The organism is Stenotrophomonas sp. YJH_SMC_32 (assembly GCF_059369975.1).
Genome location: NZ_JCAFTE010000001.1, coordinates 506,099 through 532,025, shown reverse-complemented (window position 1 = coordinate 532,025; position 25,927 = coordinate 506,099). Strand labels below are relative to the sequence as shown.

Annotated in this window: 25 protein-coding genes; 7 read left to right on the top strand and 18 right to left on the bottom strand. The window is 66.7% G+C overall.

The genetic code is table 11. The features are described 5' to 3' along the window. From mreD to AC5P7S_RS02455, 3 genes are all read right to left on the bottom strand, one after another. Nucleotides 1-486, bottom strand: coding sequence for a rod shape-determining protein MreD (gene mreD / locus AC5P7S_RS02465; protein WP_005419400.1), 486 nt, complete (start codon nucleotides 484-486; stop codon nucleotides 1-3). Next, nucleotides 483-1,628, bottom strand: coding sequence for a rod shape-determining protein MreC (gene mreC / locus AC5P7S_RS02460; RefSeq protein ID WP_095378285.1), 1,146 nt, complete (start codon nucleotides 1,626-1,628; stop codon nucleotides 483-485). The genes mreD and mreC overlap by 4 nt, the downstream gene beginning before the upstream one ends. Before the next feature lie 121 nt (nucleotides 1,629-1,749). Further along, a complete protein-coding gene (locus tag AC5P7S_RS02455) occupies nucleotides 1,750-2,796 on the bottom strand; it encodes a rod shape-determining protein (RefSeq protein WP_005419402.1) in 1,047 nt (348 codons plus the stop codon). A 283-nt stretch (nucleotides 2,797-3,079) separates the two neighbouring features. On the opposite strand from AC5P7S_RS02455, the gene AC5P7S_RS02450 reads away from it, so the two are divergent. Next, the gene (locus tag AC5P7S_RS02450; protein WP_005419403.1) at nucleotides 3,080-4,018 is read left to right on the top strand and encodes a carbohydrate kinase family protein; all 939 of its coding nucleotides are present in this window, start codon (nucleotides 3,080-3,082) and stop codon (nucleotides 4,016-4,018) included. A gap of 188 nt (nucleotides 4,019-4,206) precedes the next feature. Here the strand turns inward: AC5P7S_RS02450 and AC5P7S_RS02445 are convergent, their stop codons facing one another. From AC5P7S_RS02445 to ubiE, 4 genes are all read right to left on the bottom strand, one after another. After that, nucleotides 4,207-4,839: an HAD family hydrolase gene (locus AC5P7S_RS02445; RefSeq protein ID WP_095378284.1), complete on the bottom strand. Its 633-nt coding sequence runs from the start codon at nucleotides 4,837-4,839 to the stop codon at nucleotides 4,207-4,209. Continuing rightward, complete coding sequence (locus tag AC5P7S_RS02440) at nucleotides 4,827-5,558, bottom strand: lipoprotein (protein WP_049415538.1); 732 nt, start codon at nucleotides 5,556-5,558, stop codon at nucleotides 4,827-4,829. Before AC5P7S_RS02440 ends, AC5P7S_RS02445 begins: the two co-directional genes overlap by 13 nt. A gap of 127 nt (nucleotides 5,559-5,685) precedes the next feature. Further along, complete coding sequence (locus AC5P7S_RS02435) at nucleotides 5,686-7,614, bottom strand: M1 family metallopeptidase (RefSeq protein ID WP_095378283.1); 1,929 nt, start codon at nucleotides 7,612-7,614, stop codon at nucleotides 5,686-5,688. A gap of 183 nt (nucleotides 7,615-7,797) precedes the next feature. After that, nucleotides 7,798-8,559, bottom strand: coding sequence for a bifunctional demethylmenaquinone methyltransferase/2-methoxy-6-polyprenyl-1,4-benzoquinol methylase UbiE (gene ubiE, locus AC5P7S_RS02430; RefSeq protein WP_005419407.1), 762 nt, complete (start codon nucleotides 8,557-8,559; stop codon nucleotides 7,798-7,800). A gap of 81 nt (nucleotides 8,560-8,640) precedes the next feature. Between ubiE and AC5P7S_RS02425 the strand changes: the two genes are divergently transcribed. The 4 genes from AC5P7S_RS02425 (at nucleotide 8,641) to AC5P7S_RS02410 (ending at nucleotide 10,457) form a co-directional block, all read left to right on the top strand. Beyond that, entirely contained in the window at nucleotides 8,641-9,093 is a 453-nt protein-coding gene (locus tag AC5P7S_RS02425; protein WP_005419409.1) for a nucleoside deaminase, read from the top strand. A 199-nt stretch (nucleotides 9,094-9,292) separates the two neighbouring features. Further along, nucleotides 9,293-9,553, top strand: a complete 261-nt coding sequence (locus AC5P7S_RS02420) for a hypothetical protein (protein WP_095378282.1) — start codon at nucleotides 9,293-9,295, stop codon at nucleotides 9,551-9,553. A 75-nt stretch (nucleotides 9,554-9,628) separates the two neighbouring features. Continuing rightward, on the top strand, nucleotides 9,629-9,964 hold the full coding sequence (locus tag AC5P7S_RS02415; protein ID WP_095378281.1) for a hypothetical protein: 336 nt from the start codon (nucleotides 9,629-9,631) through the stop codon (nucleotides 9,962-9,964). Between the two features lie 70 nt (nucleotides 9,965-10,034). Beyond that, the gene (locus tag AC5P7S_RS02410; protein ID WP_069139167.1) at nucleotides 10,035-10,457 is read left to right on the top strand and encodes a low affinity iron permease family protein; all 423 of its coding nucleotides are present in this window, start codon (nucleotides 10,035-10,037) and stop codon (nucleotides 10,455-10,457) included. Nucleotides 10,458-10,540: 83 nt separating this feature from the next. Here the strand turns inward: AC5P7S_RS02410 and smeF are convergent, their stop codons facing one another. The 3 genes from smeF to smeD are packed head-to-tail and all read right to left on the bottom strand — an operon-like array spanning nucleotide 10,541 to nucleotide 16,318. After that, nucleotides 10,541-11,941: a multidrug efflux RND transporter outer membrane subunit SmeF gene (gene smeF, locus AC5P7S_RS02405; protein ID WP_119706120.1), complete on the bottom strand. Its 1,401-nt coding sequence runs from the start codon at nucleotides 11,939-11,941 to the stop codon at nucleotides 10,541-10,543. Between the two features lie 57 nt (nucleotides 11,942-11,998). Continuing rightward, nucleotides 11,999-15,121, bottom strand: a complete 3,123-nt coding sequence (smeE, locus tag AC5P7S_RS02400; RefSeq protein WP_095378279.1) for a multidrug efflux RND transporter permease subunit SmeE — start codon at nucleotides 15,119-15,121, stop codon at nucleotides 11,999-12,001. 12 nt (nucleotides 15,122-15,133) lie between these two features. Continuing rightward, on the bottom strand, nucleotides 15,134-16,318 hold the full coding sequence (gene smeD / locus AC5P7S_RS02395) for a multidrug efflux RND transporter periplasmic adaptor subunit SmeD (RefSeq protein ID WP_005419428.1): 1,185 nt from the start codon (nucleotides 16,316-16,318) through the stop codon (nucleotides 15,134-15,136). Nucleotides 16,319-16,525: 207 nt separating this feature from the next. On the opposite strand from smeD, the gene smeT reads away from it, so the two are divergent. Further along, a complete protein-coding gene (gene smeT / locus AC5P7S_RS02390) occupies nucleotides 16,526-17,185 on the top strand; it encodes an efflux transporter SmeDEF transcriptional repressor SmeT (RefSeq protein ID WP_095378278.1) in 660 nt (219 codons plus the stop codon). Between the two features lie 45 nt (nucleotides 17,186-17,230). Then, a complete protein-coding gene (locus AC5P7S_RS02385) occupies nucleotides 17,231-18,223 on the top strand; it encodes a Gfo/Idh/MocA family protein (protein ID WP_095378277.1) in 993 nt (330 codons plus the stop codon). A 96-nt stretch (nucleotides 18,224-18,319) separates the two neighbouring features. Here AC5P7S_RS02385 and hslU read toward each other — a convergent pair whose 3' ends face one another. The 8 genes from hslU to AC5P7S_RS02345 form a co-directional block, all read right to left on the bottom strand. Continuing rightward, nucleotides 18,320-19,693, bottom strand: coding sequence for an ATP-dependent protease ATPase subunit HslU (gene hslU, locus AC5P7S_RS02380; RefSeq protein WP_095378276.1), 1,374 nt, complete (start codon nucleotides 19,691-19,693; stop codon nucleotides 18,320-18,322). Nucleotides 19,694-19,795: 102 nt separating this feature from the next. Continuing rightward, the gene (gene hslV / locus AC5P7S_RS02375; RefSeq protein WP_005411093.1) at nucleotides 19,796-20,347 is read right to left on the bottom strand and encodes an ATP-dependent protease subunit HslV; all 552 of its coding nucleotides are present in this window, start codon (nucleotides 20,345-20,347) and stop codon (nucleotides 19,796-19,798) included. 85 nt (nucleotides 20,348-20,432) lie between these two features. Next, nucleotides 20,433-21,329, bottom strand: coding sequence for a tyrosine recombinase XerC (gene xerC, locus AC5P7S_RS02370; protein WP_005419436.1), 897 nt, complete (start codon nucleotides 21,327-21,329; stop codon nucleotides 20,433-20,435). A gap of 16 nt (nucleotides 21,330-21,345) precedes the next feature. Beyond that, nucleotides 21,346-22,020 (bottom strand): DUF484 family protein, encoded by a 675-nt coding sequence (locus AC5P7S_RS02365; RefSeq protein WP_005419445.1) that lies wholly within the window; start codon nucleotides 22,018-22,020, stop codon nucleotides 21,346-21,348. Further along, nucleotides 22,017-22,868 (bottom strand): diaminopimelate epimerase, encoded by an 852-nt coding sequence (gene dapF / locus AC5P7S_RS02360; protein WP_095378275.1) that lies wholly within the window; start codon nucleotides 22,866-22,868, stop codon nucleotides 22,017-22,019. Before dapF ends, AC5P7S_RS02365 begins: the two co-directional genes overlap by 4 nt. Then, a complete protein-coding gene (gene lptM, locus AC5P7S_RS02355) occupies nucleotides 22,861-23,133 on the bottom strand; it encodes an LPS translocon maturation chaperone LptM (protein ID WP_019337667.1) in 273 nt (90 codons plus the stop codon). Before lptM ends, dapF begins: the two co-directional genes overlap by 8 nt. Nucleotides 23,134-23,215: 82 nt before the next feature. Further along, nucleotides 23,216-23,641, bottom strand: a complete 426-nt coding sequence (locus AC5P7S_RS02350; protein ID WP_095378274.1) for a YbaN family protein — start codon at nucleotides 23,639-23,641, stop codon at nucleotides 23,216-23,218. A gap of 54 nt (nucleotides 23,642-23,695) precedes the next feature. Next, nucleotides 23,696-25,807, bottom strand: coding sequence for a S9 family peptidase (locus AC5P7S_RS02345; RefSeq protein ID WP_095378299.1), 2,112 nt, complete (start codon nucleotides 25,805-25,807; stop codon nucleotides 23,696-23,698). Nucleotides 25,808-25,927 lie beyond the last annotated feature (120 nt).

Genomic DNA, 25,927 nt, shown 5'->3' with positions numbered 1-25,927 from the left:
TCAGCGCCCGCGCTTGCCGAAGCGCACCGCGTCCAGCAGCACGAACACCAGCGGCCACAGGCCCATGCCCAGCAGAGGCGCCCACCAGTACGACCAGGGCAACGTTGGCTCATCCACCACGATGTGGACCAGCGCGCTGACGATGCGATCGTTGAACAGCAGGCCGCCAATGGCCAGCATCTGCTGGGACATCGGGAAAAAGCGGATGCGGGCACGGAAGCGCTGCAGGATGAAGGCCAGCATCACCAGCCGCAGTGCCTGTTCGCCCAGCACGCCGCCGTACAGCAGGTCGGCCACCACGCCGCTGGCGAAAGCGATGCCCAGGCCGACGCGCTCGGGGGCTTCGATCACCCAGTACGCCAGCACCAGCGCCAGCCAGTACGGGCGCAGCGGCTGCAGCAGCGCCGGCAGCGGCAGCAGGCCCAGCAGCAGCGCCACCACCAGGCTGGCCGGCAGCACCCACGGGTTGTCGCGCAGGCGGCTCATCGCTGGGCCTCCGGCGTGGTCGGTTGCCGACCAGCGGCCGGCACTACCGTGGATCCAGCTAGGGGAGAGCCCCCCTCTTGTTGAGTGGGGGGCGCCGAAGGCGCGGGGGTAAGGGAGGATGCGGGGGCAACAGTCCTCGTCTGCGACGAGGGCTGTTGCCGGCCAGCGACCGGCGCTACCGGGGAGCTGACCGGAGCTGGCGTCGTTGCCGCTGGCGCGGCTCCCGCAGACACGCTGGCGCCGGTGGCCGGCCCCCCCGGGGCGGTTTCTTCCAGCTGCAGGCGCAGCTCCGGCGGAATGCGGATCGCCGCGCCCGGGCGCAGCAGCAGCACGTCGCGGCCGCGGTCGAGCTGGGCCGCCGGCTTCAGTTCACCGACCAGGAAGGCGTGGGTGTCGTCCGGGCGCAGGCCGGTGATAGTGCCGACCGGGAAGCCGGCCGGGAAGCGCCCGCCGAGGCCGGAGGTGACGATCTCATCGCCCACTTCCACGCCGGCGCTGAGCGGGATGTCGCGCAGTTCCAGCGTGTCGCCGCGGCCATAGACGATCAGGCGCACGCCGTTGCGGGCCACGGTGACCGGCACCGCGTGGTCGGGATCGGTCAGCAGCAGCACGGTGGAGGTGCCACCGGTGACGCTGATCACCTGCCCCATCAAGCCGCCGGCGTCGATCACCGCCTGGCCGACGTGCACGCCCTCGCGGCTGCCTGCGTCGAGCACCAGGCGCTGCTTAACCGGGTCCAGGTCGATGTCCAGGATCGGCGCCAGCTGCACGTCCAGGCCACTGCGCTCGGCCACGTTCAGCAGTTCGCGCAGCTGGGCGTTGTCCAGCGCGGCGGTCTGCAGGCGAGTCAGGCGCGCGTTGGCCAGCAGCAGCTGGTTGCGCAGTTCACGGTTTTCGGTGACCAGCTGGGTATGGCTGGCGGCGGAATCCTTGACCTGGTTGCCGAGCTTGCCGGGCAGGCCAGCCAGTGCCCACACCGGCTGTACCAGGCTGTTGGCCTGCTCGCGCAGGCGTGCCAGCCAGCCAGCCTGGTCATCGAGCACGATCAGGGTGATGGCCAACGCGAGATAGGCCAGCAACCGCAGGGGGCTGGCGGCATCACCGGATCGGGAGGCGACGGGAGGACCGGCGTAGGGCGGCACGGCAACGATTCAACTGGCAGAAGGCGGAAGGGAAACACGCGGGCGCCCCGCCGGTGCCGGCCCGCCATCACGGCGGGCCGCACCCCGGAAGGGCGCGGCGGGCAGGAACGGCCGGGACGGCTTATTCCGGCGCAAAGAACTCGTTGCCGTGCATGTCCACCAGCTCCAGCGCACGACCGCCACCGCGCGCCACGCAGGTCAGCGGGTCGTCGGCCACCTGCACGTGCAGGCCGGTCTCCTCGGAGATCAGGCGGTCCAGGTCGCGCAGCAGGGCGCCACCGCCGGTCAGCACGATGCCGCGCTCGGCGACGTCGGCGCACAGTTCCGGCGGCGTCTGCTCCAGCGCCAGCTTGACCGCGCTGACGATGCCCGACAGCGGTTCGTGCAGGGCCTCGAGCACTTCGTTGGAGCTGATCTTGATCATCTTCGGCACGCCCTCGGCGAGGTTGCGGCCGGAGATTTCCATCTCGATCACTTCCGCCTGCGGGTAGGCGCAGCCCAGCTCGACCTTGATGCGCTCGGCGGTGGCTTCACCGATCAGCATGCCGTGGTTGCGGCGCACGTAGTTGGTGATGGACTCGTCGAAGCGGTCGCCGCCGATGCGGACCGAGGCCGAATAGACGATGCCGTTGAGCGAGATGACCGCCACTTCGGTGGTGCCACCGCCGATGTCGATGACCATCGAGCCACGGGCTTCGGTGACCGGCATGCCGGCGCCGATCGCGGCGGCCATCGGTTCTTCGATCAGGAACACGTCACGGGCACCGGCTTCCTCGGCCGATTCCTTGATCGCGCGGCGCTCGACCTGGGTCGAGCCGGCCGGCACGCAGACCAGGACGCGCGGGCTCGGGCGCAGCACGCGCGACTTGTGCACCTTCTTGATGAAGTGCTTGAGCATCGCCTCGGTATAGGTGAAGTCGGCAATGACGCCGTCCTTCATCGGGCGGATGGTGGTGATGTGGCCCGGGGTACGGCCCAGCATCTGCTTGGCTTCGGCGCCAACGGCTGCCACCGAGCGGGTGCCACCGATGGCACGGTCCTGGCGCACGGCCACGACCGACGGCTCGTTCAGCACGATCCCCTGCCCGCGCACGTAGATGAGGGTGTTGGCCGTGCCCAGGTCGATGGACAGGTCGTTGGAGAACATGCCACGGAGTTTCTTGAACATCTGAGGAAGGAGTCCTGAGGGGTGTCGTGCCCGCCGCGGGATGGCGAAAAAATGGGCAGAAATCGAGGCCGACAAGCCTAGCAACCCGCCTGCCGCCGAGCAAGGAAAAAACTAGCTGAACCCGCGTCTTCACAGGCTTTCGGCCTGATCGGGTCTCACCCGGTTCTGGCCCTGAGCGGCACCAGCGGGTAACCTTTGCGCCGTCGGGCGCCCAAGGGCGCCGTTTGCTTGCCCGCTGAACCGGGCCGGCCCACCCCAAAATTCACCGCATAGGCTTACATCGATGTCCGCTCTGATCTGTGGTTCTCTTGCCTTCGACACCATCATGGTGTTCCCGGACCAGTTCAAGAATCACATCCTGCCGGACAAGGTGCACATCCTGAACGTGTCCTTCCTGGTGCCGCGCATGCGCCGCGAGTTCGGCGGCTGCGCAGGCAACATCGCCTACAACCTGCACCTGCTGGGCGGCCAGCCGATCCCGATGGGCACCGTGGGCTCGGACTTCGGCCCGTACCGCGAATACTTCGAAGGCCTGGGCATCGACCTGTCGCGCGTGCGCGTGATCGATGAGCTGTTCACCCCGCAGGCATTCATCACCACCGACCACGACAACAACCAGATCACCGCCTTCCACCCGGGCGCGATGATGCGTTCCTACGAGAACCACGTGCGTGGGGTGCCGGGCGTCACCCTGGGCCTGGTCGGCCCGGACGGCCGCGAAGGCATGATCCAGAACGCGCAGGAATTCCACGAAGACGGCATCCCGTTCATCTTCGACCCGGGCCAGGCCATGCCGCTGTTCAACGGCCCGGAACTGCGCGCCTTCATCGAGCAGGCCGACTACGTGGTGGTGAACGACTACGAGTCGAACCTGCTGCAGGAGCGCACCGGCTGGGACGAGAAGGAGATCGTCAGCCGGGTCAAGGCCTACATCACCACCCGTGGCCCGAAGGGCGCGGTCATCCACACTCCGGAAAAGAGCTACGACATCCCGCCGGCGCACGAGCGCCGCGTGGTCGACCCGACCGGCTGTGGCGACGCCTTCCGCGCAGGCCTGATCTACGGCATCCAGAAGGGCTACGACTGGCTGACCATCGGCCGCATGGGCAACCTGATGGGCGCACTGAAGGTCGAGCATCCGGGCACGCAGAACCAGCGTTTCACCTTCGATGAGTTCAACGAGCAGTTCAAGCAGCAGTTCGGTTACGCGCTGGGCGCGTAAGCCGAACTGCCCGCACATCTGATCGGTGGGTGTCGACCTTGGTCGACACTGCCGGCCAGCAGCCGGCACTACCGGAACTTCCGACCGACACGTTGCCTGCTCTCTGTAGAGCCGAGCCCATGCTCGGCTTGCGCGCGCCAGCACGATCTGACCGCAGAGCAGCCGAGCGTGGGCTCGGCTCTACACGGTCATGCGGCCTGCCAGGCGGCCAACAGCGCGCTGCAATCGGCGAAATGCCAGTCGGCACGGCCCGGCCAAAGGTTCTCTGGCAGGTTGACCAGCACGGTATGCGTGCCGGCCGCACGGCCGCACTCCAGGTCGTAGGCGTGGTCACCCACCATCACCGCCTGCGCAGGCCCGATGCCCCATCGCCGCAGATGCTGCTGCAGGCCCTCCGGCGAGGGCTTGGGCACCGCTTCATCGCGACCAATGATGTCGGCATCGTCGAACAACGCCCCGACCCCGATCGCCTCCAGCGTCAGCTTCGCCAGCGCATGATCATTGCGGGTCAGGATGCCCAGCCGGCAGCCTGCCGCCGCCAGCGCGCGCAGCAGCTTCACCGCACCCGGCGCGGGCAGCGCGTCCTCGGCCAGCGCGCGTTCGTGATCCAGCAACCACTCACGCTTGGCCTGCGCCGGTGCGTCGGGCAACGCCGCGATATGGTCGAGGATGTCTTCCTCGGCGGCGATCTGCAGCGCGCGGCGGATTGCGGCGAAATCATGCACGGCGACGGTCAGCGTGCCGTCCATGTCGAACACCCAGTGCCGGATCGCGGACAACGCGTGCACCGCGCTGCCCGCCGCACCCGTCACTGCCACCACTGCGGCATGCGGCTGGCGTCGACGCCGCCGGTTTCGAACACCGCCGTGCGGGTGCCGCCGGCCTTGACCGGGAACTCGATGCTGATCGACCTGCCCTTGCGCGCCAGCTTCCACAGTGCCTTCTGGTCGGTGATGAACAGGGCGATGGCCTCATCGGTCTTCGGGCGCCAGGCGGCCATCGACACCGGCTTGCCGTCGTCCACGGTCACTTTCACCGTGCACTGCGGGCAGCGGAAATCACCGGCCTGCAGCACCAGGTAAGCGTGCCGCTTCCACTCCGGGTGATCGCGGAACACCAGCTGCACCGGCTTGGCACCGCTGCCATCCACGTCCACCCGTTCCTTGCTGTAGATCTGCGCCGAAACCTGGTTGCCCTTGTTGCCCACCGGGATCTGGTTGTACTGCCACAGCGCCTGCATGCGGCGCAGGTCGCGCGCGGCATCGCCCTTGGCCTTGACCTCGTCGAAGCCTGCGGCGATGCGCTCGGCGGCGGCGGTGTCCTTGTACTGGTCCAGCAGCGAGGCGCCATGCAGGCGCGCGCGTTCCCAGTCCTGCGCGGCCACGGCCATGTCGTACTGCTTGGCCACGTCTTCGGCCTTAGCCTCCTTCTGCGCCTGCACGGCGGCTGCGGCGGCTTCCTGCGCCTTGCGTTCTTCCTCGGGGTTGCTGCAGGCGGCCAGCGCCAGGGTGCAGGCGGTGAGCAGGATCAGTCGTTTCATGGCGGAGGTCCTTTGCGAGTGCATCCCGATTCTATCGGCAGCGAAAAGCGGATACACCAACGGCGGGTTTCCCCGCCGTTGGTGGTGAAGCAGTGACCGGTTGCCGGCCAGCAGCCGGCCCTACCGCTTACTTGGCTTCAGCCTTGGCCAGCATGTCCTGCACCGAGGCAGTGGTGATCGGGTGGTAGCCCGGCTTGGCCTTTTCGAAGGCCTGCTTGGCCAGCTCCAGTCCCTTCGGGGTCTTCACCAGTTCGGCGTAGATCGGCAGGATCAGCTTGCGACGGCCGACGCGCTCGATGAATGCCGCCGCGCCTTCATTGGCCTGCTCGTAGCCGCTGCGGATCGCCAGCGGGTACCAGCGCATGGCGATCTCGCCATTCGGGGTGCCGGTGAAGTGGAAGGCCTTGTCCAGCGTGGCCAGCTTGTCCAGCGGCTGGGTCGCGCCCAGGCCATCGATGAAGCGCACCCATTCCTGCGTGCTCCAGTCGGCGATGACCTGGCTGCTCGGCACGGTGCCGGCGCTGGCGAAGGCGATGCGCGCGGTATCGACGCTGCTGAAGTTGCGCGACTGCGCCTTGGCCGCGAACGCCGGGATACCCGGCTCGTCCAGCCATGCCTTCAGTTCGGCCTCGGTCACTGCCGACGGATTCTTCGGCAGCAGGTTCTTCTTCATGTAGTCGACGAACTGGTCGGTGTTCGCGCTCTGGAAGGCATGGTCATCGAACCAGCCACGCAGGAACGGATCGAAGGTCTCGCGGCCGAAGCGCTGTTCCAGGAACTCCAGGAACCACGAACCCTTGACGTAGGCCACCTGGCTGAGGGCTTCGTCGGGATCACGCTCGTTCAGCGGCGGCAGCGCCAGCGCCTGGTCGGCCGGGCTCATGTCCTTCACTTCGGCCAGCAGGTCGGTCTGGTCGATCTGCTTCTCCATCTCGGCCATTTCCTTGCCGTACAGAGCTTCGGTGATGCGGCCCTGGACGTAGGTGGTGAAGCCTTCATTGAGCCAGATGTCCTTCCAGCTGGCGTTGGTCACCAGGTTGCCCGACCAGCTGTGCGCCAGTTCGTGGGCGACCAGCGAGACCAGCGACTTGTCGCCGACGATCACGGTCGGGGTGGCGAAGGTCAGGCGCGGGTTCTCCATTCCACCGAACGGGAACGACGGCGGCAGCACCAGCATGTCGTAGCGGCCCCAGCGGTATTCGCCGTACAGCTTCTCGGCGGCACCGATCATCTTCTCGGTGTCTTCGAATTCCTTGGCGGCCTTGTTGACCATGGTCGGCTCGGCCCAGACGCCGGAGCGGCCGGAGATCGGCTCGAACACCAGGTCGCCGGCGGCGATGGCCAGCAGGTAGGACGGAATCGGCTGCGGCATCTTGAAGGTGTAGTCACCATCACGCGCGGCCTTCGGATCGTTGTCGGCGCTCATCAGCACCATCACGTCCGGGCGCGAGACCACGTGCGCGCTGTAGGTGAAGCGCACGCTCGGGGTATCCTGCAGCGGCACCCAGGAACGGGCATGGATGGCCTGCGACTGGCTGAACATGAAGGGCAGCTTCTTGCCCTCGGTCATCGACGGCGCCAGCCACTGCAGGCCCGAGGCGGTCGGTGCGGTGTGGTAGGTCACTTCCACCTTGGCCGGCTGCTCCGCAGCCTCGATGGTCAGCTTGCTGCCGAACACCTTGTCGGCCGGGGCCAGTTCGAACTTCAGCGGGCTGCGCGCGCCGTCGGCGGCAACGGCCTCGACCTTGGACACGGTCAGCTCGCGGGTGTCGAGCACCAGCTGCCTGGCGTCCTTCTGTTTCCATTCCAGGGTGTAGGTGGCGGTACCGCCGATCTGCTTCTGGTCGAAGTCCAGCTTCAGATCCAGCGAGATGTCCTTGATGACGACCTTGTCCGGCTCGGCGTACGAGCTCTCGTCGTGGCTGCGGTTCTCGGCGTTCACGGGGGCGGCAGGGGCCTTTGCGGCAGTCGGGGCGGCGGCGGGCGCGGCCGCCTCCTGGGAGCAGCCGGCGGCCAGGGCCACGGCCAGCGGAAGGAGCATCAGCGGATTACGCATGAATCGGGACCGTTACGGGGATCAAACCCCAATGGTACCTCCCTCGGGCCCGGCAGGCGTTGCGCGGTGCGGGGTAATGGCAGGCACAGCGCCGGTAGTGCCGGCCGCTGGCCGGCAACCCCGTCGCCCGGTGGTTGCCCGCGCAGGTGCCGGCCAGCGGCCGGCACTACCGGAACACCGGGCTTACAGCTTGTAGCCGGAGTGGATCGAGACGATGCCGCCGGTCAGGTTCTTGTAGTGGCAGCGCTCGAAGCCGGCCTGCCCCATCATCGCCTTCAGTTCGTCCTGCGGCGGATGCTTGCGGATGCTCTCGGCCAGGTACTGGTAGCTGTCCGAATCGTTGGCGAACAACTTGCCCAGCCTGGGCAGGATCTTGAACGAGTGGAAGTCGTAGATCGGCTTGAACCAGTCGGCAGTGACTTCGGAGAACTCCAGCACGCGGGCCTGGCCGCCCACCTTCAGCACGCGGTACATCTCGCGCAGGCCGGCGTCCTTGTCGGTCACGTTGCGCAGGCCGAAGGCAATGGTGACCAGGTCGAAGCTGTTGTCCGGGAACGGCAGGGCTTCGGCGTTGCACTGCACGTAGTCCAGGCCAAGCACCAGGCCGCGGTTGGTCAGGCGGTCGCGGCCGACCGACAGCATGCCGGCGTTGATGTCGCCCAGCACCACCGAGCCCTCGGCGCCGACGCGTTCCTTCAGCAGGGCGGCGATGTCGCCGGTGCCGCCGGCCAGATCGAGCACGCGGTCGCCCGGCTTCACCTGCGCGGTCGCCACGTAGTAGCGCTTCCACGCCCGGTGCACGCCCAGGCTCATCAGGTCGTTCATCAGGTCGTAGTTGCGCGCGACCGAGGTGAACACCTGGCCGACCAGCTTCTGCTTGTCCTTGGCGGCGACGTCGCGGAACCCGAAATGGGTGGTACCGGCTTTGTAGGGGGATTCGCTCATGGCCCCGATTATCGCACCGCCGGGGGCCAGCGGCACCCCCTGCCCGTATCATGGCGGGCCACGACTGACCGGAGCCCCCGCATGATCACCACGCCCGACTACCAGGCCCTGCTGCAGACCGCCATCGCCGAAGCCCGCCAGGGCCTGGCCGAGGGCGGCGTGCCGATCGGCGCGGCGCTGTACCACAACGACGGCCGCCTGCTCGGCTGCGGCCACAACCGCCGTGTGCAGGAAGGCGACCCGTCGGTGCACGGCGAAACCGACGCCTTCCGCAAGGCCGGCCGCCAGCGCCGCTACCAGGACACCATCATGGTCACCACCCTGGCCCCGTGCTGGTACTGCTCGGGCCTGGTGCGCCAGTTCAACATCGGCACCGTGGTGGTGGGCGAATCGCGCACGTTCCAGGGCGGCATCGACTGGCTGCGCGAAAACGGCGTCAACGTGATCGACCTCGACAATCAGGAATGCGTGGACCTGCTGGGCGATTTCATCAGCCGTCATCCCGACATCTGGAACGAGGACATCGGCGAATGAGCCACACGCACTCGTCTCTGCAACACATTTAATGAACGCTTCAGCGCCGGTGCGCCCTTGTGCCAGCGGCCTTTGCGGGCAACGGCGTGACCCCGTGCACAGTCAGCCAGGTCACGCGCACACGCTGCGGTAACACCCCACGCGGCTGACACGCCTACGGTGGGGTCACCGGGGCACCCTTTCCCCGGCGGAGCCAGCCATGTGCGCGCACGCCGTACGCCCTACGACAGACCCGATCCTCGATCCGATCCGCGAACGCTTGCAGCAGCAATATGCACTGCACCGGCGCGGCGCGCTGTTCTGGACTGCCTATCAGCACATGCAACTGGAGCTGGTCCGCCGCCACCCGCTCGACCAGGAGCGCCTGTGCAATGCGATGGCCGACATGGCCGAGGACCTCGGTGCGGTCGAGCATGCGCAATTGATCGGCAATCGCCACGCCGGCTCCACATCCCGCTGACGCTGCATGCACCGCCACATACGCCACACTCCGATGAACCCCCACTCCCTTTCCACTCAACCGAACTGGATTGTCATGCACGCTGAAGTCCCCACCATTCCTCCGGTCATCAACGTAGACGCCGAGCTTGACCACTGGCGCCGCCAACATGCCGAAGGCGCACTGCCGCACAACTCGTTCGGCTCGTACGTGCCGTGGATCAAGTTCGCCTGTGATTCGCTGATCACCCAGCCGCGCGCCAGCGAGGCCGAACGTGATGAGATGTTCCAGACCCAGTACGCCCTGCAGATCATGCCGCGGCTGAGCGAAGCCCAGGCCCGTGAGTTCGTCGACCGTTGCTGGCAGCACGTCTACCAGAGCAGCCCGGTGCGCAGCCTGCAGGCGCCACGACTGCAGCGCCTGCGCGCCTGACCGGCGCTGCACGGCGCCTGCACGGGTCACTGCCGATCATCCTCGTCACCTGAGTGGGAACACGACGACGATGAAAGCGCGCAACCTGTTCAATACGATCGCCAAGAAGGCCGCGACAGCCACCGGCTCACCGTGGACCTTCCTGGCCGCGGTAGGGATCGTGGTGATCTGGGGCATCAGTGGTCCGGTGTTCGGTTTCAACGACACCTGGCAGCTGGTGATCAACACCGGCACCACCATCATCACCTTCCTGATGGTGTTCCTGATCCAGCACACGCAGAACGCGGACACCGCCGCGATGCAGATCAAGCTGGACGAGCTGATCCGGGCGACGGCCGAAGCCAACAACGAACTGCTGGATCTGGAAGAACTGGACGAAGCGCGCCTGGAAGAGATCCGTGCCGAGTACGAGCAGATGGCCCGCGAAGCAGGCGATGCGTTGGCGCGCGTTCGCGCCTGCCATGCGGCGCGGCGCGACGATGAAGCGGTGTAGCGGGCCCCGGAATGACAATGCCGGCCAGCGGCCGGCACTACCAACGATCGTCCAGGTAGAGTCGGCCGCTGGCCGGCTTTCTCTCAGCCGCGCTCGTGCCAGCCACCACCCAGCACCTTGTACAGGGTGATGCGGTTGGCCTGCTGGGCCAACTGCGCCTGCAACTGGGTCTGCTGCGCGTTGTAGGCAGTACGTCGTGCGTCCAGCAGGGTCACGAAGCTGTCCAGGCCGGCGTCGTAGCGTGCCTGCGACAGGCGGTTGGCCTGTTCGGCCGCTTCCACCAGGCGCTGCTGTGAACTCACCTGTTCATCCAGGCTGACATTCAACGCCAGCGCATCGGCGGTTTCGCGGAAGCCCACCTGGATCGACTTCTCGTACTGCGCCAGTGCGACATCACGATCAGCGTTGGCGACGGCCAGGTTGGCGCGCAGCTTGCCGCCCTGGAAGATCGGCAGGGTGATCTTCGGCAGGAAACTCCATACGCGAGTGCCGCTGTCGAACAGGCTGGACAATTCGCTGGAGCCACTGCCAATGCTGCCGGTCAGCGAGATGCTCGGGAAGAACGCAGCACGTGCCGCGCCGATGTTGGCATTGGCGGCCAGCAGCTGGTGTTCGGCGGCCATGATGTCCGGGCGCTGCAGCAGCACATCGCTGGGCAGGCCGGCCGGCGGAGGCGCCAGTGCCAGCAACTGCGGTTCGATGCTGTCCGGCAGCAGTGCCGGGTCCAGCTGGCCACCGGCCAGCAGGGCCAGCGCGTTGCGGTCCTGGGCCAGCTGGCCGCGCAGGCGCGCGGCGTCGGTACGCGCGGTTTCCACCAGCGTGCGGGTCTGGGTCAGTTCCAGTGCCGAGCTGCCACCGCGCTCGTGGCGGGCCTCGGCCAGGCGCAGCGAATCCTCGTAGGTCCTCAGCGTGGCCTCGGCAATCTTCAGCCGCTGGGCATCGGCACCGTAGGTCAGCCACGCCGTCGCTGTCTCGGCCACCAGGCTCAGCTGCGCGTTGCGACGATTGGCAGCTACGGCAAAGTACTGCTGCAGTGCCGCTTCGCTCAGGTTGCGCACGCGGCCGAACAGGTCCAGCTCGAACTCGGCCACGCCGACACCGGCGGTGAACTGCTCGGTGACGCCAGCGTCGGTGCCTTGGCGCTGCATCTGGCCGGTGACGGCCACGCCGGGCACGCGGTCGGCGCGCTGTACGCGGTACTGGCCGCGCGCGCGTTCAACGTTGAGCACGGCCACGCGCAGGTCGCGGTTGTTCTGCAGCGACTGCTCGATCACCTGCTGCAGGCGCGCATCGGTGAAGAAGTCGCGCCAGCCGACGGCGGCGACATCGGCCACCTGGCCCTGTACAGCCTCGGCCGGCCACTGCGCCGGAATTGCCGGAGCGACGGCGGTGTTCTTCGGCACCAGAGTGGAGCAGCCGGCCAGCGCGAGCGCGGCGGCAATGGAAAGGAACAGGGATGCACTTTTCATGGGAATGACTTCCATCGGTACTGCCGGATGGCAGGAGGCAGTGCCGGCCGGCGGCCGGCACTACCGTTTCGATCACGTCGTGGATTTGCGCTTGAACACGCGCTGCACCACTACGAAGAACAGCGGTACGAAGAACACGCCGAGCACGGTGCCGACGATCATGCCGCCGAGCACGCCGGTGCCGATCGCCTGCTTGGCGCCGGAGCCGGCACCGGTGGAGATCGCCAGCGGTACCACGCCCATGCCGAAGGCCAGCGAGGTCATCACGATCGGGCGCAGGCGGTCGCGCACCGCATGCATGATCGCCTCGATCAGGCCCGCGCCCTTCTCCAGGTTTTCCTTGGCGAACTCGACGATCAGGATCGCGTTCTTGCTGGTCAGGCCTACCGTGGTCAGCATCGCCACCTGGAAATAGATGTCGCGCTCCAGGCCCTTGAAGGTATTGGCCAGCACTGCGCCGAGGATACCCAGCGGGGCCGCCAGCAGCACCGCCGTCGGCACGCTCCAGCTTTCGTACATCGCGGCCAGGCACAGGAACACGATCATCAGCGACAGCGTGTACAGCAACGGCGTCTGCGAGCCCGCCTGACGTTCCTGGTAGGACATCGCCGTCCACTCGATGCCGAAGCCCGCAGGCAGCTGCTTGGCCAGTTGCTCGATCTCGGCCATGGCATCGCCAGAGGCAATACCCGGGGCCGGTTCGCCCTGGATTTCCATCGCCGACACACCGTTGTAGCGCTCCAGGCGCGGCGAACCGTAATCCCAGTGCTTGGTGGCGAACGCGCTGAACGGCACCATCTCGCCCTTGTCGTTCTTCACGGACCAGAGGTCGAAGTCCTCCGGGACCATGCGGAACGGCTGGTCGGCCTGCACGAACACGCGCTTGACGCGGCCACGATCGACGAAATCGTCGATGTACGAGCTGCCCCAGGCAGCGGCCAGCGTGCCGTTGATCTGGTCGATCGACAGCCCCAGCGAGGTCGCCTTGGCCGCGTCGATGTCGATGCGGAACTGCGGCGTGTCTTCCTGGCCGTTCGGGCGCACGTTGGCCAGCTTCTTGCTGCCGGCTGCCAGGCCGAGCAGCTGGTTGCGCGCGGCCACCAGTGCCTCGTGGCCCTGGCCACTGTTGTCCTTGAGGAAGAAGGTGTAGCCCGAGGCGGTACCCAGTTCCGGAATGGCCGGCGGCGGGAAGGCGAAGATGAAAGCATCCTTGATCTGGCCCAGGGCTGCCATCGCACGACCGGTGATCGGCATCACGCCATTGTTGGCGTCACGCTCGCTCCAGTCCTTCAGCTTGACGAACGCCATGCCGGCGTTCTGGCCCATGCCGGCGAAGCTGAAGCCCTGCACGGAGAACACCGAATCCACCGCATCCTTCTCGTTCTGCAGGAAGTGATTCTCCAATGCCGCGATCGATTCCAGCGTGCGCTCCTGGGTGGCGCCGACCGGGGCCTGCACCAGCGCCATCAGCACGCCCTGGTCTTCGTTGGGCAGGAACGAGCTGGGCAGGCGCACGAACAGCACGCCCATCAGCACGAACAGTGCCGCCACGATGCCCATGAAGCGCCACGGACGATGGATGATGCCGCGCACACCACGCTGGTAACTTTCGCTGGTGCGGTCGAAGCCACGGTTGAAACCGTTGAAGAAGCGACCGGCCAGGCCGCGGTGGGCAACATGATGCTCGCCCTTCTTCAGCGGCTTGAGCATGGTCGCGCACAGTGCCGGGGTCAGCACGATCGCCACCAGTACGGACAACGCCATTGCAGAGACAATCGTGGCCGAGAACTGCCGGTAGATCACGCCGGTGGATCCGCTCATGAAGGCCATCGGCACGAACACCGCCGACAGCACCAGGCCGATACCCACCAGCGCACCGGTGATCTGGCCCATCGACTTGCGGGTCGCTTCAAGCGGCGACAGTCCTTCCTCGGACATGATGCGCTCGACGTTCTCCACCACCACGATGGCATCGTCCACCAGCAGGCCGATCGCCAGCACCATCGCGAACATGGTCAGCATGTTCACCGAGAAGCCCAGCATCGCCAGCACGCCGAAGGTACCCAGCAGCACCACCGGCACGGCGATGGTCGGGATCAGGGTGGCACGGAAGTTCTGCAGGAACAGGTACATCACCACGAACACCAGCACGATCGCTTCGAGCAGGGTCTGCACCACGCCCTTGATCGACACGCGCACGAACGGCGTGGTGTCGTACGGGATCTCGGCCTTCAGCCCGGCCGGGAAGAAGCTCTTCATGTCGTCCAGCGCAGCATCCACGCCGGCAGCGGTATCCAGCGCATTGGCGCCGGTGGCCAGGGTGACCGCCAGGCCGCTGGCCGGCTGGCCGTTGTAGCGGGTGACGAAGTCGTAGGACTCGGCACCCAGTTCGACGCGGGCGACATCCCCCAGGCGCAGCTCGGCACCGTCCTGCGCGCCGCGCACGATGATGTTGCGGAACTGTTCCGGGGTCTGCAGGCGCGACTGCGCGTTGATGGTGGCGTTGAGCTGCTGGCCCTTCACCGACGGCGCACCGCCGAGCTGGCCGATCGCCACCTGGGCATTCTGCGCCTTGATCGCCGCAGTCACTTCCGCGACGGACAGGCCATAGGTATGCAGCTTGTTCGGGTCCAGCCAGATGCGCATGGCGTACTTGCCACCGAATACCTGGATGTTGCCCACGCCCGGCACGCGGCTGAGGCGGTCGACGACATTGGAACCGACGTAGTCGGCGATGTCGTTGGCGTCCATGCTGCCGTTCTCGGACACGAACGCGATGACGTTCAGGAAGCCCGAGCTGGACTTGGCCACGTTGATGCCCTGCCGCTGCACTTCCTGCGGCAGCAGCGGCATGGCCAGCTGCAGCTTGTTCTGCACCTGCACCTGGGCGATGTCCGGGTTGGTGCCGCTCTCGAAGGTCAGGGTGATGGTGGCCTGGCCGTTGGACGAGCTGTTGGAGGAGAAGTAGATCAGGCCATCAAGGCCCTTCATGTTCTGCTCGATGATCTGCGTCACCGAGTCTTCGACCACCTTGGCCGATGCACCCGGGTAAGTGGCGCTGATTTCCACCGCCGGCGGTGCGACGTTGGGGTACATCGAGACCGGCAGCTTGAACAGGGCCAGGCCGCCGGCGAGCATGATGATGATGGCGATCACCCACGCGAAGATGGGTCGATCGATGAAAAAGCGTGCCATGGGGTTCTCCGCTTACTTCGCGTCGCCGGCCGGGGCGGCAGGCTGGGCATCGGCCGCCGGCTTGGCCGGTGCGTCGCCCTTTTCGGTGGCCTTGACTGGCATGCCGGGGCCGATCTTCTGCAGGCCTTCGACGATGACCTTGTCACCGGCCTTCAGGCCGTCCTCGACCAGCCACTTGTCGCCGACCGTGCGACTGACCTTGACCGGGCGCACTTCGACCTTGTTGTCCTTGCCGACCACCATCGCCGTGGTGTCGCCCTTCGGATCGCGGGCGATGCCCTGCATCGGCACCAGCACTGCATCACTGCGCACGCCGCCGCCGATCACCGCACGCACGTACATGCCCGGCATCAGCAGGCCGTCCGGGTTGTCCACCTTCACGCGCAGGCCGAAGCTGCCGGTGGTCGGATCGACGCTGACTTCGGAGAACTCCAGCGTACCCTTGTGCTCGAAGGTGCTGCCGTCTTCCATCAGGATGCTGACCGGCAGGGTCTGGTTGTCCTGCAGGCGGCCGGCGGCCAGTTCGCGGCGCAGCTGCAGCAGCTCGGCCGAAGACTGGGTCAGGTCGACATAGATCGGGTCCAGCTGCTGCACGGTAGCCAGTGCATTGGCCTGGCCGGCGCTGACCAGCGCACCCTGGGTGACGCTGGACTTGCCGATGCGGCCGCTGATCGGCGCGGTGATGCGGGCGTATCCCAGGGTGACGTTGGCCGCATCCAACGATGCCTTCGCGGCGCCGACATCCGCCTCGGCCTGCTTCTGCGCGGCCACGGCATTTTCCAGGTCCTGCTGGCTGACCGCATCGACCTTGGCCAGCTCGGTGATGCGCTTGGCGCTCAGCCGGGCGGCGTTGGCGGTGGCCTCGGCGCGGGCCAGCTGGGCGCGGGCACTGTTGGCCTGGGCGCGGTAGCTGGCGTCTTCGATCTGGTACAGCGGCTCGCCGGCCTTGACCATGCCACCTTCGGTGAACAGGCGCTTGGCAACGATGCCATTGACCTGCGGGCGCACTTCGGCGACCAGGTAGGCGTTGGTACGGCCCGGCAGTTCGCGGGTCAGGCCCACGGTCTCGGACTTCAGCGTGACCACAGTGACGTCACCCGGGCCCTGCTCGGGGGCCTGGGGTTGGCCGCCGCAGGCAGCCACGGTCGCGGCGATCGCCAGCGACAGTGCAAAGGGTCGGATTCGGCTCAGCAACATGACGGAAAGGCTCTTAGGGGAAGGAATCTCAAATCGCGCTGATACAGGCCGAAAGCGCCCGCAGGCAACGCTCACCAGCGGGGAGTGGTAACCGGACCGGCCTGCCACGCACACGACGGGAATGATGGGAGGGAAATATACATACATGCTTGTTTGTTTGTAAACCGGTACAATTCAGCCACGTTTCACCCGCACTCGTACCCACCCATGGCCCGCAAGACCAAAGAGGACACCCAGGCAACCCGGGAAGGCATCCTTGACGCCGCCGAAGCCTGCTTCCATGAACACGGCGTGGCCCGTACCACGCTGGAGATGATCGGTGCCCGCGCCGGCTATACCCGCGGTGCGGTCTACTGGCACTTCAAGAACAAGAGCGAGGTGCTGGCCGCGATCGTCGAACGCGTGCATCTGCCTTTCATGCAGGAGCTGGAGCGCACCTCGACCGACCAGCGCGACACGCCGGTGCACGACCTGCGCGCGGTGATGATCCACTCGTTCATCGAACTGTCCGAGGACGAGCGACTGCGCAAGACCATGGAGATCATGCTGCGCAGCGATGCCTCGGCCGACACCAAGGTGCTGACCGAACTGCAGCAGGCCGGTTTCCGCGATGGACTGGACCGGATGGAACGTGCCCTGCGCCGGGCAAAGGACCTGGGCCAGCTGCGCGAGGGTGCAGACCCGAAGATCGCCGCACGCATGCTGCACGCCACCGTGCTGGGCGTACTGCACGGTGCGATGGTCGAACCGGAACTGATGGACCTCAAGCGCGATGGCATGCTCGCACTGGACATGACCCTGGCCGCCTACGTAAAGGACGGCGTGTTCGTTCCCGGCACCGTGCCCGAGCCGCTGCCCGAGGCATGAGCGGATTCACTGCCGCCACCGCAGCCCCACTGTGAGGACAGACCCATGATCCTGGACAACGTGGTGTGGGGCTTCATCGGCTGCGGCAGCGTCACCGAGAAGAAGAGCGGCCCCGCCCTGGCCAGCACACCGGGCTCACGGGTGGCGGCGGTCATGCGCCGCAATGCCGCATTGGCCGAAGACTATGCGCGGCGCCACGCGGTGCCACGCTGGTACACGGATGCCGACGCGCTGATCGGCGATTCGGACGTGAACGCGGTGTACGTTGCAACACCGCCCTCCACGCACATGCAGTACGCATTGCAGGCGATTGCGGCGGGCAAGCCGGTCTATATCGAGAAACCCATGGCCCTGGACCTCGCCGAATGCGAGCGCATCCTGGAAGCCAGTGCACGCCGTGGCGTGCCCGTGTTCGTCGCCTACTACCGCCGCGCCCTGCCCCGATTCGCGCAGGTGAAGCAGCTGCTGGACAGCGGCGCGATCGGTACACCGCGCAGCGTTCGCGCCACCCTGCATCGGCCGCATTCGGTGAACGCCGCATCGCCGGACTTCTGGCGGACCAATCCCGCAATCTCCGGCGGCGGGCTGTTCGTCGATCTGGGCTCGCACACCCTGGACCTGCTCGATCATCTACTGGGGCCGCTGAGCGATGTGCGCGGCCTGGCCAGTTCATTGGCCGGCGCTTATGCCGCCGAGGACAGCGTTTCGATGTGCTTCCGCACTGGAGCGGGCGCGCACGGCATCGCGCAATGGAGCTTCTGCGCGTTCCGCCGCCAGGATGAGGTCGAGATCACCGGCGACCGCGGCCAGCTGCGCTTTGCGACCTTCGAGGATGTTCCGGTGGTGCTGGAGACCGGAGCCGGTGTGCAGGCCTTCGACATTCCCAACCCGTCGTCGATCCAGCAACCGTTGATTGCCTCTCTCGTGGATGAACTGCGCGGCAACGGGCACTCGCCCTCGGACGGCATCAGCGCCGCCCGCACCAGTGCGGTGATCGATCAGGTACTGCAGGCCTACCGCACGCGGCAATCGCGCTGACCGCCAACGCAAAAAGCCGCCTTTCGGCGGCCTTTTCTGTTGCAGCGGATGGCGTCAGGGCCCTCGCCGTGGCGAGGGATCCGACCGGATCGGGCGTTACAGGATGTAGCGGCTCAGGTCCGGGTCCTGCACCAGCTCACCCAGGTGTGCATCGACGTAGGCGCTGTCGATGGCCAGGGTTTCGCCATCGCGGTCCGGTGCCTCGTAGCTGAGCGAATCCAGCAGGCGCTCCAGCACCGTATGCAGGCGGCGCGCGCCGATGTTTTCCTGGCGCTCGTTCACCTGGAAGGCGATCTCGGCCAGGCGTTCGATGGCATCGGCGGTGAAACTGACCTTGACGCCCTCGGTGGCCAGCAACGCTTCGTACTGCTTGGTCAGCGCAGCCTTCGGCTCGGTCAGGATACGCACGAAATCACCCTTGCTCAGCGCACCCAGTTCGACGCGGATCGGGAAGCGGCCCTGCAGCTCCGGAATGAGGTCGCTGGGCTTGGCCAGGTGGAACGCGCCCGACGCGATGAACAGGATATGGTCGGTCTTGATCGTGCCGTACTTGGTGGACACGTTCGAGCCTTCCACCAGCGGCAGCAGGTCGCGCTGCACGCCTTCGCGGGAGACATCGCCACCGCCCACGTTGTCGCCGCGCTTGGCAACCTTGTCGATCTCGTCGATGAAGACGATGCCGTGCTGCTCGCAGGCCTCGATTGCGGCGGTACGGATGTCATCCTCGTTGACCAGCTTGCCAGCTTCTTCCTCGATCAGCAGCGGGCGCGCAGCCTTGATGGTCAGCGTGCGCTTGTGCGCCTTCGCGCCGCCGCCGAGGTTGGCGAACATCGACTTCAGCTGCTGGCCCATTTCCTCCATGCCCGGCGGGGTCATGATGTCCATGCTGACGTTGGCGGCCAGGTCGAGCTCGATCTCACGCTCGTCCAGCTCACCGTTGCGCAGCATCTTGCGGAACTTGATGCGGGTCTCGTTGTCCTGCGCCGACGGTTCGTTGCGGGCGACTTCAGGATCGAAACCGATGCCGCCGCTACGACGCGGCAGCAGCGCATCGAGGATGCGGTCTTCGGCGCGTTCTTCGGCCTGGGTACGCACGCGCACCTTGGCCTGTTCGCGATAGAGCTTGACCGCGGTGTCGGCCAGGTCGCGGATGATCTGCTCGACGTCCTTGCCGACGTAGCCCACTTCGGTGAAGCGCGTGGCTTCGACCTTCACGAACGGCGCGTTGGCCAACGTAGCCAGGCGGCGCGCGATCTCGGTCTTGCCGACGCCGGTCGGGCCGATCATCAGGATGTTCTTGGGCATCACTTCATTGCGAAGCTCCGGCGCCAGCTGCATGCGGCGCCAGCGATTGCGCAGGGCGATGGCCACGGCACGCTTGGCGTCGTGCTGGCCCACGATATGCCGGTCCAGTTCCTGCACGATCTCGCGCGGGGTCATGGTGGCGGAGGAAACTTCGATCTTCGGCATGGTTGTGCTCACGGATTCATTGTCGGTAGTGCCGGCCGCTGGCCGGCAACCAGGCACGCGTGCGGGGGACATGAGGTTGCCGGCCAGCAGCCGGCACGACCCTCACAGCTCCTCGACCACCACGTTGCGGTTGGTGTAGATGCAGATGTCGCCGGCAATGCCGATCGCTTCACTGGCGATGGTGCGTGCATCCAGCTCGGTGTGCGCCATCAGCGCCCGCGCAGCCGAAAGGGCGTACGAACCACCGGAGCCGATGGCGATGATGCCGTCCTCCGGCTCGATCACATCACCGGTGCCGCTGATGATCAGCGAGGTTTCCTTGTCAGCCACTGCCAGCAGGGCTTCGAGCTTGCCCAGGCGGCGCTCGGTGCGCCAATCCTTGGCCAGCTCGACCGCGGCGCGCTGCAGCTGGCCGTGCTTTTCCAGCTTGGCTTCGAACAGCTCGAACAGGGTGAAGGCATCGGCGGCGGCACCGGCGAAACCGGCCAGCACCTGGCCGTCGCGGCCAAGGCGGCGCACCTTGCGCGCGTTGCCCTTCATCACGGTGTGGCCCAGCGTGACCTGGCCGTCGCCGGCAATGGCCACGTGCTCGCCACGACGGACGCAGACGATGGTGGTGGCGTGGAAAACGTTGGGGTTCTGACTGGGGTCCATGATGCCTCCGGGGTGACAGAACCAGAGGTGGGGACTGCGCTGCGCCCTTCAAGCCACCCGCGACCGGCTGACGCAGGGCCAACGTTCAGCTTTCTCCGCTGCCCTCGGTGCTGCGTCGACGCTTGGCGCGCGGATGCGCAGCGTCATAGACCTTGGCCAGGTGCTGGAAATCGAGGTGGGTATAGATCTGCGTGGTGGCGATGTCGGCATGGCCCAGCAGCTCCTGCACACCACGCAGGTCGCCGGACGATTCCAGGATGTGGCTGGCGAAACTGTGCCGCAGCATGTGCGGGTGCACCTGCTTGAACAGGCCCTGGCGCTGCGCCAGCTGGCGGATGCGGATCTGCACCGCACGCTGGCTGATTGGCCCGTTGCGACCGGGGAACACCGGCGATGCCGGACCACCGCCACTTTCCGCGCGCCACGCCTGCAGTGCTTCGCGTGCCGGCCGCCCGAACGGCACGCGGCGCTGGCGGTTGCCCTTGCCCAGCACGTTGACCAGCCCGCTGTCGAAATCCAGGTCGCGCCAGGTCAGCGCACAGACTTCGCTCAGACGCAGGCCGGAGGAATAGAACAGTTCCAGCAGCGCGCGGTCACGGCGGCCGAGCTCACCTTCCGGCTCCAGCTCGACCAGCTGCACCGCCTCATCGGCGTCGAGGACCTGTGGCAACCGGCGTGGCGCGCGCGGTGCCTTCAGCGTCGCTGCCGGACTGACCTCGATGTGCGCGTGCTTGAGCAGCCAGGCATAGAAGCTGCGGCAGGCCGACAGGCGGCGTTGCAGGCTCTTGGCCGACAGGCCGCGGCGATGCTCGTCGGCGACGAACTGGCGCAACGCATCGGCATCGAGCGCCTCCACCGCTACGCCACGCGGTTCGGCCCAGACCGCTAGCGCGTCCAGGTCGCGGCGGTAGGCGTCAAGCGTATGCGCCGACATCCGCCGCTCCACCTGCAGATGCTGCAGGAAGGCCTGTACCGCGCTCATCGTCGTCCGGTCCTGCTTAGTCGTGGAAGCGCTTCAGGCCAGTGGCCAGGGCGTCGCCCATCATGCGCAGGAACAGCGTACCCATGCCCGGGTAGAAGCGGTTCGGGTCGTGGCTGCCGACTGCGATCAGGCCGACGCCCGGCAACGGCAGCAGCGCGGTGGTCTGCACTTCCTCGCTGCGCACGCCGTACAGGACGGCATTCTTTTCCGGCTGCAGGCGGCCGCAGATCGGCTCGCCGTCGTTCAGGCAATCGCGGAACGGGCCCAGTTGCGGATCATCGGCAGCAATCACCTGCAGCCAGTCGGCCTGTTCCAGCCCGGCCACCGGCGCATGCACCACCAGCCGCACCAGGTCGCCGGCGAAGTCTTCCTGCAGCGATGCGGCCATCGCGCGCAGGGTATCGGCCGCGTTGTCCTGCTTCATCAGTGCCAGGGTCAGCTGGTGCGTGCGCACCGCAAGGCGTTCATTGACCTGGGCGGTGGCGCCCAGATCGGCCAACCGTCGTGCCAGCTCGCGGTTCTTCTCGCGCAGCACTTCCAGCTGGTAGCTGGCCAGCGATGCGGTCGGGCCGTCATCGCGCGGCACCACCAGGGTCAGGGCCAGGTCCGGGAACTGCTTGAGGAAGCCCGGATGTCGCCGCAACCAGGCGGCGACTTCATGGGCCCCGAGCTTGTCGACGGTTTCGGTCATGCCATCCACTCCCCTTCGAAGACGAATGCGGTCGGGCCCGCCATCACCACCGGCTGGCCATCGCCCGGCCACTGGATGCGCAGGTCACCTCCGGGCAGGCTGATGCGCGCATCGCGCTGCAGGCGGCCGCGCTGCATCAGGGTCACGGCGGCGGCGCAGGCGCCACTGCCGCAGGCCAGGGTCTCGCCGACACCGCGCTCGAACACGCGCAGGCGGGCGTGGGCCGGGCTCATCACCTGGGCGAAGCCCACGTTCACCGAGCGCGGGAACGACGCGTGCTGCTGCAGCAGCGAACCCACGCGTTCAACCGGAGCGGCATCGATCAAGCCCACTTCGATCACCGCATGCGGGTTGCCCATCGACACCGCAGCAAAGCGGACGCTCTCGCCCTGCAGCGGCAGCAGGTATTCCTCGCGCGGGTGGGCGAAGCCCATCAGCGGCACGTTGGCCGGCTCGAACGCAGGCACCCCCATGGTCACCGCGAACTGGCCCTCGCCCAGCATCTTCACTTCGTGGCTGGCCAACGGGCTGTCGATGACGAATGCACCGCCCTGCGCACTGCCCTCGCGCACCAGCCAGGCCGCGATGCAGCGCGCGCCGTTGCCGCACTGCTCGGAGTTGGAACCGTCGGCATTCCAGATGCGGTAGGACGCCACCGAGCCTTCCGCGCGCGGTGCTTCGATGGTCAGGATCTGATCGCAGCCGACGCCGGTGTGGCGGTCGGCCAGGCGCGCGGCCAGTTCAGGCGTGGGCGGCGCAGTGCCGTCACGCAGGTCGATCACTACGAAATCATTGCCCGCGCCATGCATCTTGCTGAAGCGCAGCGCCTTGGAACCGGCCTTACTCATTCCCGCCGCCCACCTTCTTCGCAGGCGCAGGCGCCGGTTGGGTGGTCGGTGCAGCCGGGTCCACGGTCGTGGCCGGCGTGCCGCTGCCCTGGGTCTCGGTCGGGGTCGCTTCGGTCGCGGGCTCGGCAACCGGTTCGACGGTTTCTTCCACCGGCACCGGCTTCTGCGGCAGTACCAGCGGGCCCTTGTTGCCGCAGGCGGCGAGGAACAGCAGCGAAGCCGCTGCCAGCGGAATCAGGATGGCGTTTCGATGGGGGGTCTTCATGCCCCGAGTATAGCCACTGGCGGCTGAGCGGTTGGTGCAGGGGATCGGGTTGCCGGCCAGCGGCCGGCACCACCACAAGGGTTCAATCCGCGGGCGGCGGCAGCGGCCGGGTCCACAGCCAGATCGCCACCACGGTCATGCTGCCGATCGAGAACCACTTCACCCAGGCGATCGGCACGCACCACAGCATGATGCCGGCGCATACCGCCATGGTGATCGTGGCCATCCACTTGCCGTAGCGGCTGACTGCACCATGCGCCTGCCAGTTGGCGATGGCCGGGCCAAAGCGTGGATGCTGCAGCAGCCAGGTGTGCAGGCGTTCGGACCCACGTGATGCCGCCCACGCCGAGATCAGGATGAATACGGTGGTCGGAAGGCCCGGCACGAAGATGCCGACGATGCCGGTGCCCAGGCTGACATAGGCCAGCAGCCACCACGCCCAGCGGAAACGCACCACGCGCGGTGGCGTGGCGGTATCGCGGGACGCGGAGGGCTCGGGCAGGCTCATGGCCGCAAGGATAACGGTTCGGGGTGCCCGGCGACGCCCGGCACCCCTTCGCCGTTACGGCTGGGCGATGCCCAGCTGCTGCAGCACGAACGCGTACGACTCGGACAGCTCGCGGTAGCGCTGGAAGCGCCCCGACTTGCCGCCGTGGCCGGCTTCCATGTTGGTGCGGAACAGGATCGGGTAGGGGCCGGTGTTGTGATCACGCAGCTTGGCCACCCACTTGGCCGGCTCCCAGTACTGCACCTGCGAATCCCACAGGCCGGTACCCACGAACAGCGCCGGGTACGCCTGCTGCTTCACATTGTCGTAGGGCGAGTAGGACAGCATGTAGTCGTAATACGGCTTCTGCTCCGGGTTGCCCCACTCATCGTATTCGTTGGTGGTCAGCGGAATGGTCGGGTCGAGCATGGTGGTGACCACGTCGACGAACGGGACCTGCGCCACCATCACCCGGTAATCCTGCGGGGCCTGGTTGGCCACCGCGCCCATCAGCAGGCCACCGGCGCTGCCGCCGGACGCAGCGACGCGATCCTTCGCCGCCCAGCCCTGTGCGACCAGGCCGCGGGTGACGTCGATGAAGTCGTTGAAGGTGTTCTGCTTGTGCAGCAGCTTGCCGTTCTCGTACCAGTCGCGGCCCATTTCCTGGCCACCGCGGATATGGGCAATGGCATACACCACGCCGCGGTCGAGCAGGCTCACCGCGGTCTGGTTGAAGTACGGGTCCATCGACATCCCGTAGCTGCCGTAGGCGTACTGGAACAGCGCGCCCTTGCCGTCCTTCTGGTAGCCCTTGCGGTAGACCAGCGACACCGGCACCTTCACGCCATCGCGCGCGGTGATCCAGACGCGGTCGGTTTCGTACTTCGACGCGTCATAGCCGATCACCGGCTGTACCTTCAGCTGGCGACGCTCGCCGGTGGCGGTGTTCAGTTCGAACACGGTGGTCGGGGTGGTCATCGAGGTGTAGACGTAGCGCAGCCACGGCGTATCGGCTTCGGTGTTGTCGCCCAGGCCCATCGAGTACGCCGGCTCGTCGGCCTTCACGTAGTCGCTGCGGCCGTCCTTGTACAGCAGGCGGATGCGCTCCAGACCCTCGGAACGTTCGGCGATGGCGGTGTAGCTGTCGAACAGCTCGAAGCCTTCGATGAACACCGCATCGTCATGCGCAATCCAGTCCTTCCACTGCGCACGCGAGGTGGCATCGGTCGGTGCGGTGACCAGCTTGAAATTCTTCGCACCGTCGTTGGTGCGGATCACCCAGCGGCCGTCGTAGTGGTCGGCGTCGTACTCGACGTCACGCTGGCGCGGGGCCAGCACGGTGAAGGTGGTCGGATCGCTGGCCGGTGCGTAGCGCTCTTCCGAGGACACGGTGCTGTGCACGCCGATGGTGATGAAGCGATCGTCGCGGGTGCGGCCGATGCCCATGTAGAAGCTGTCGTCCTTCTCTTCGTAGACGACGGTGTCGGCGCTGGCTGGAGTGCCCAGCACGTGCTTCTTCACGCGCACGGTGAGCAGCGTTTCCGGATCGTTCTCGACATACAGCACGGTGCGGTTGTCGTCGGCCCAGACCAGGTCGCCGGAGCTGCCGGTGATCACATCGGGCAGCACCTTGCCGGTGGTCAGATCCTTGAAGCGGATCGTGTACTGGCGGCGGCCGACATCATCATCGGCCCAGGCCAGCAACTGGTTGTCCTGGCTGACCTCCATCGAGCCGACGCTGAAGTAGCCCTTGCCGGCAGCCATCGTATTGACGTCCAGCAGGATTTCCTCGGCGGCCTCCATGCCGCCCTTGCGGCGTGCGTGGATTGGGTAGTCCTGGCCGGTCTCGAAACGGCTGTAGTACCAGTAGCCACGCTCGCGCGCAGGCACGCTGGAATCGTCCTGCTTGATGCGGCCGACGATCTCCTTGTACAGGGTGTCTTCCAGTGGCTTCAGCGGTGCCAGCAGCTGGTCGGCGTAGGCATTCTCGGCCTGCAGGTAGGCCAGCATGTCCTTGTTCTCGCGCTTGTCGTCGCGCAGCCAGTAATAGTCATCGTTGCGGGTCGCGCCGAACGGCGCCTCGACCACGTGCGGATGCCTGGCGGCGTCCGGCGGAACGGGCGGAGTGGCGGCGGTAGCAGTCGTGGTCATCAGGCTGGCGAGCAACAGGCAGAGGGTGGACTTCATGAAGTAGGGTTCCTGGCGCATCAATGCAATGGTCTTCGGCGGGGTCAGATCCCTTTTCCCGAAAAGCGATCTGACCCCAATCCCCGCAATGCGGCAACCCTGCGGATCGTCATGGGTCGT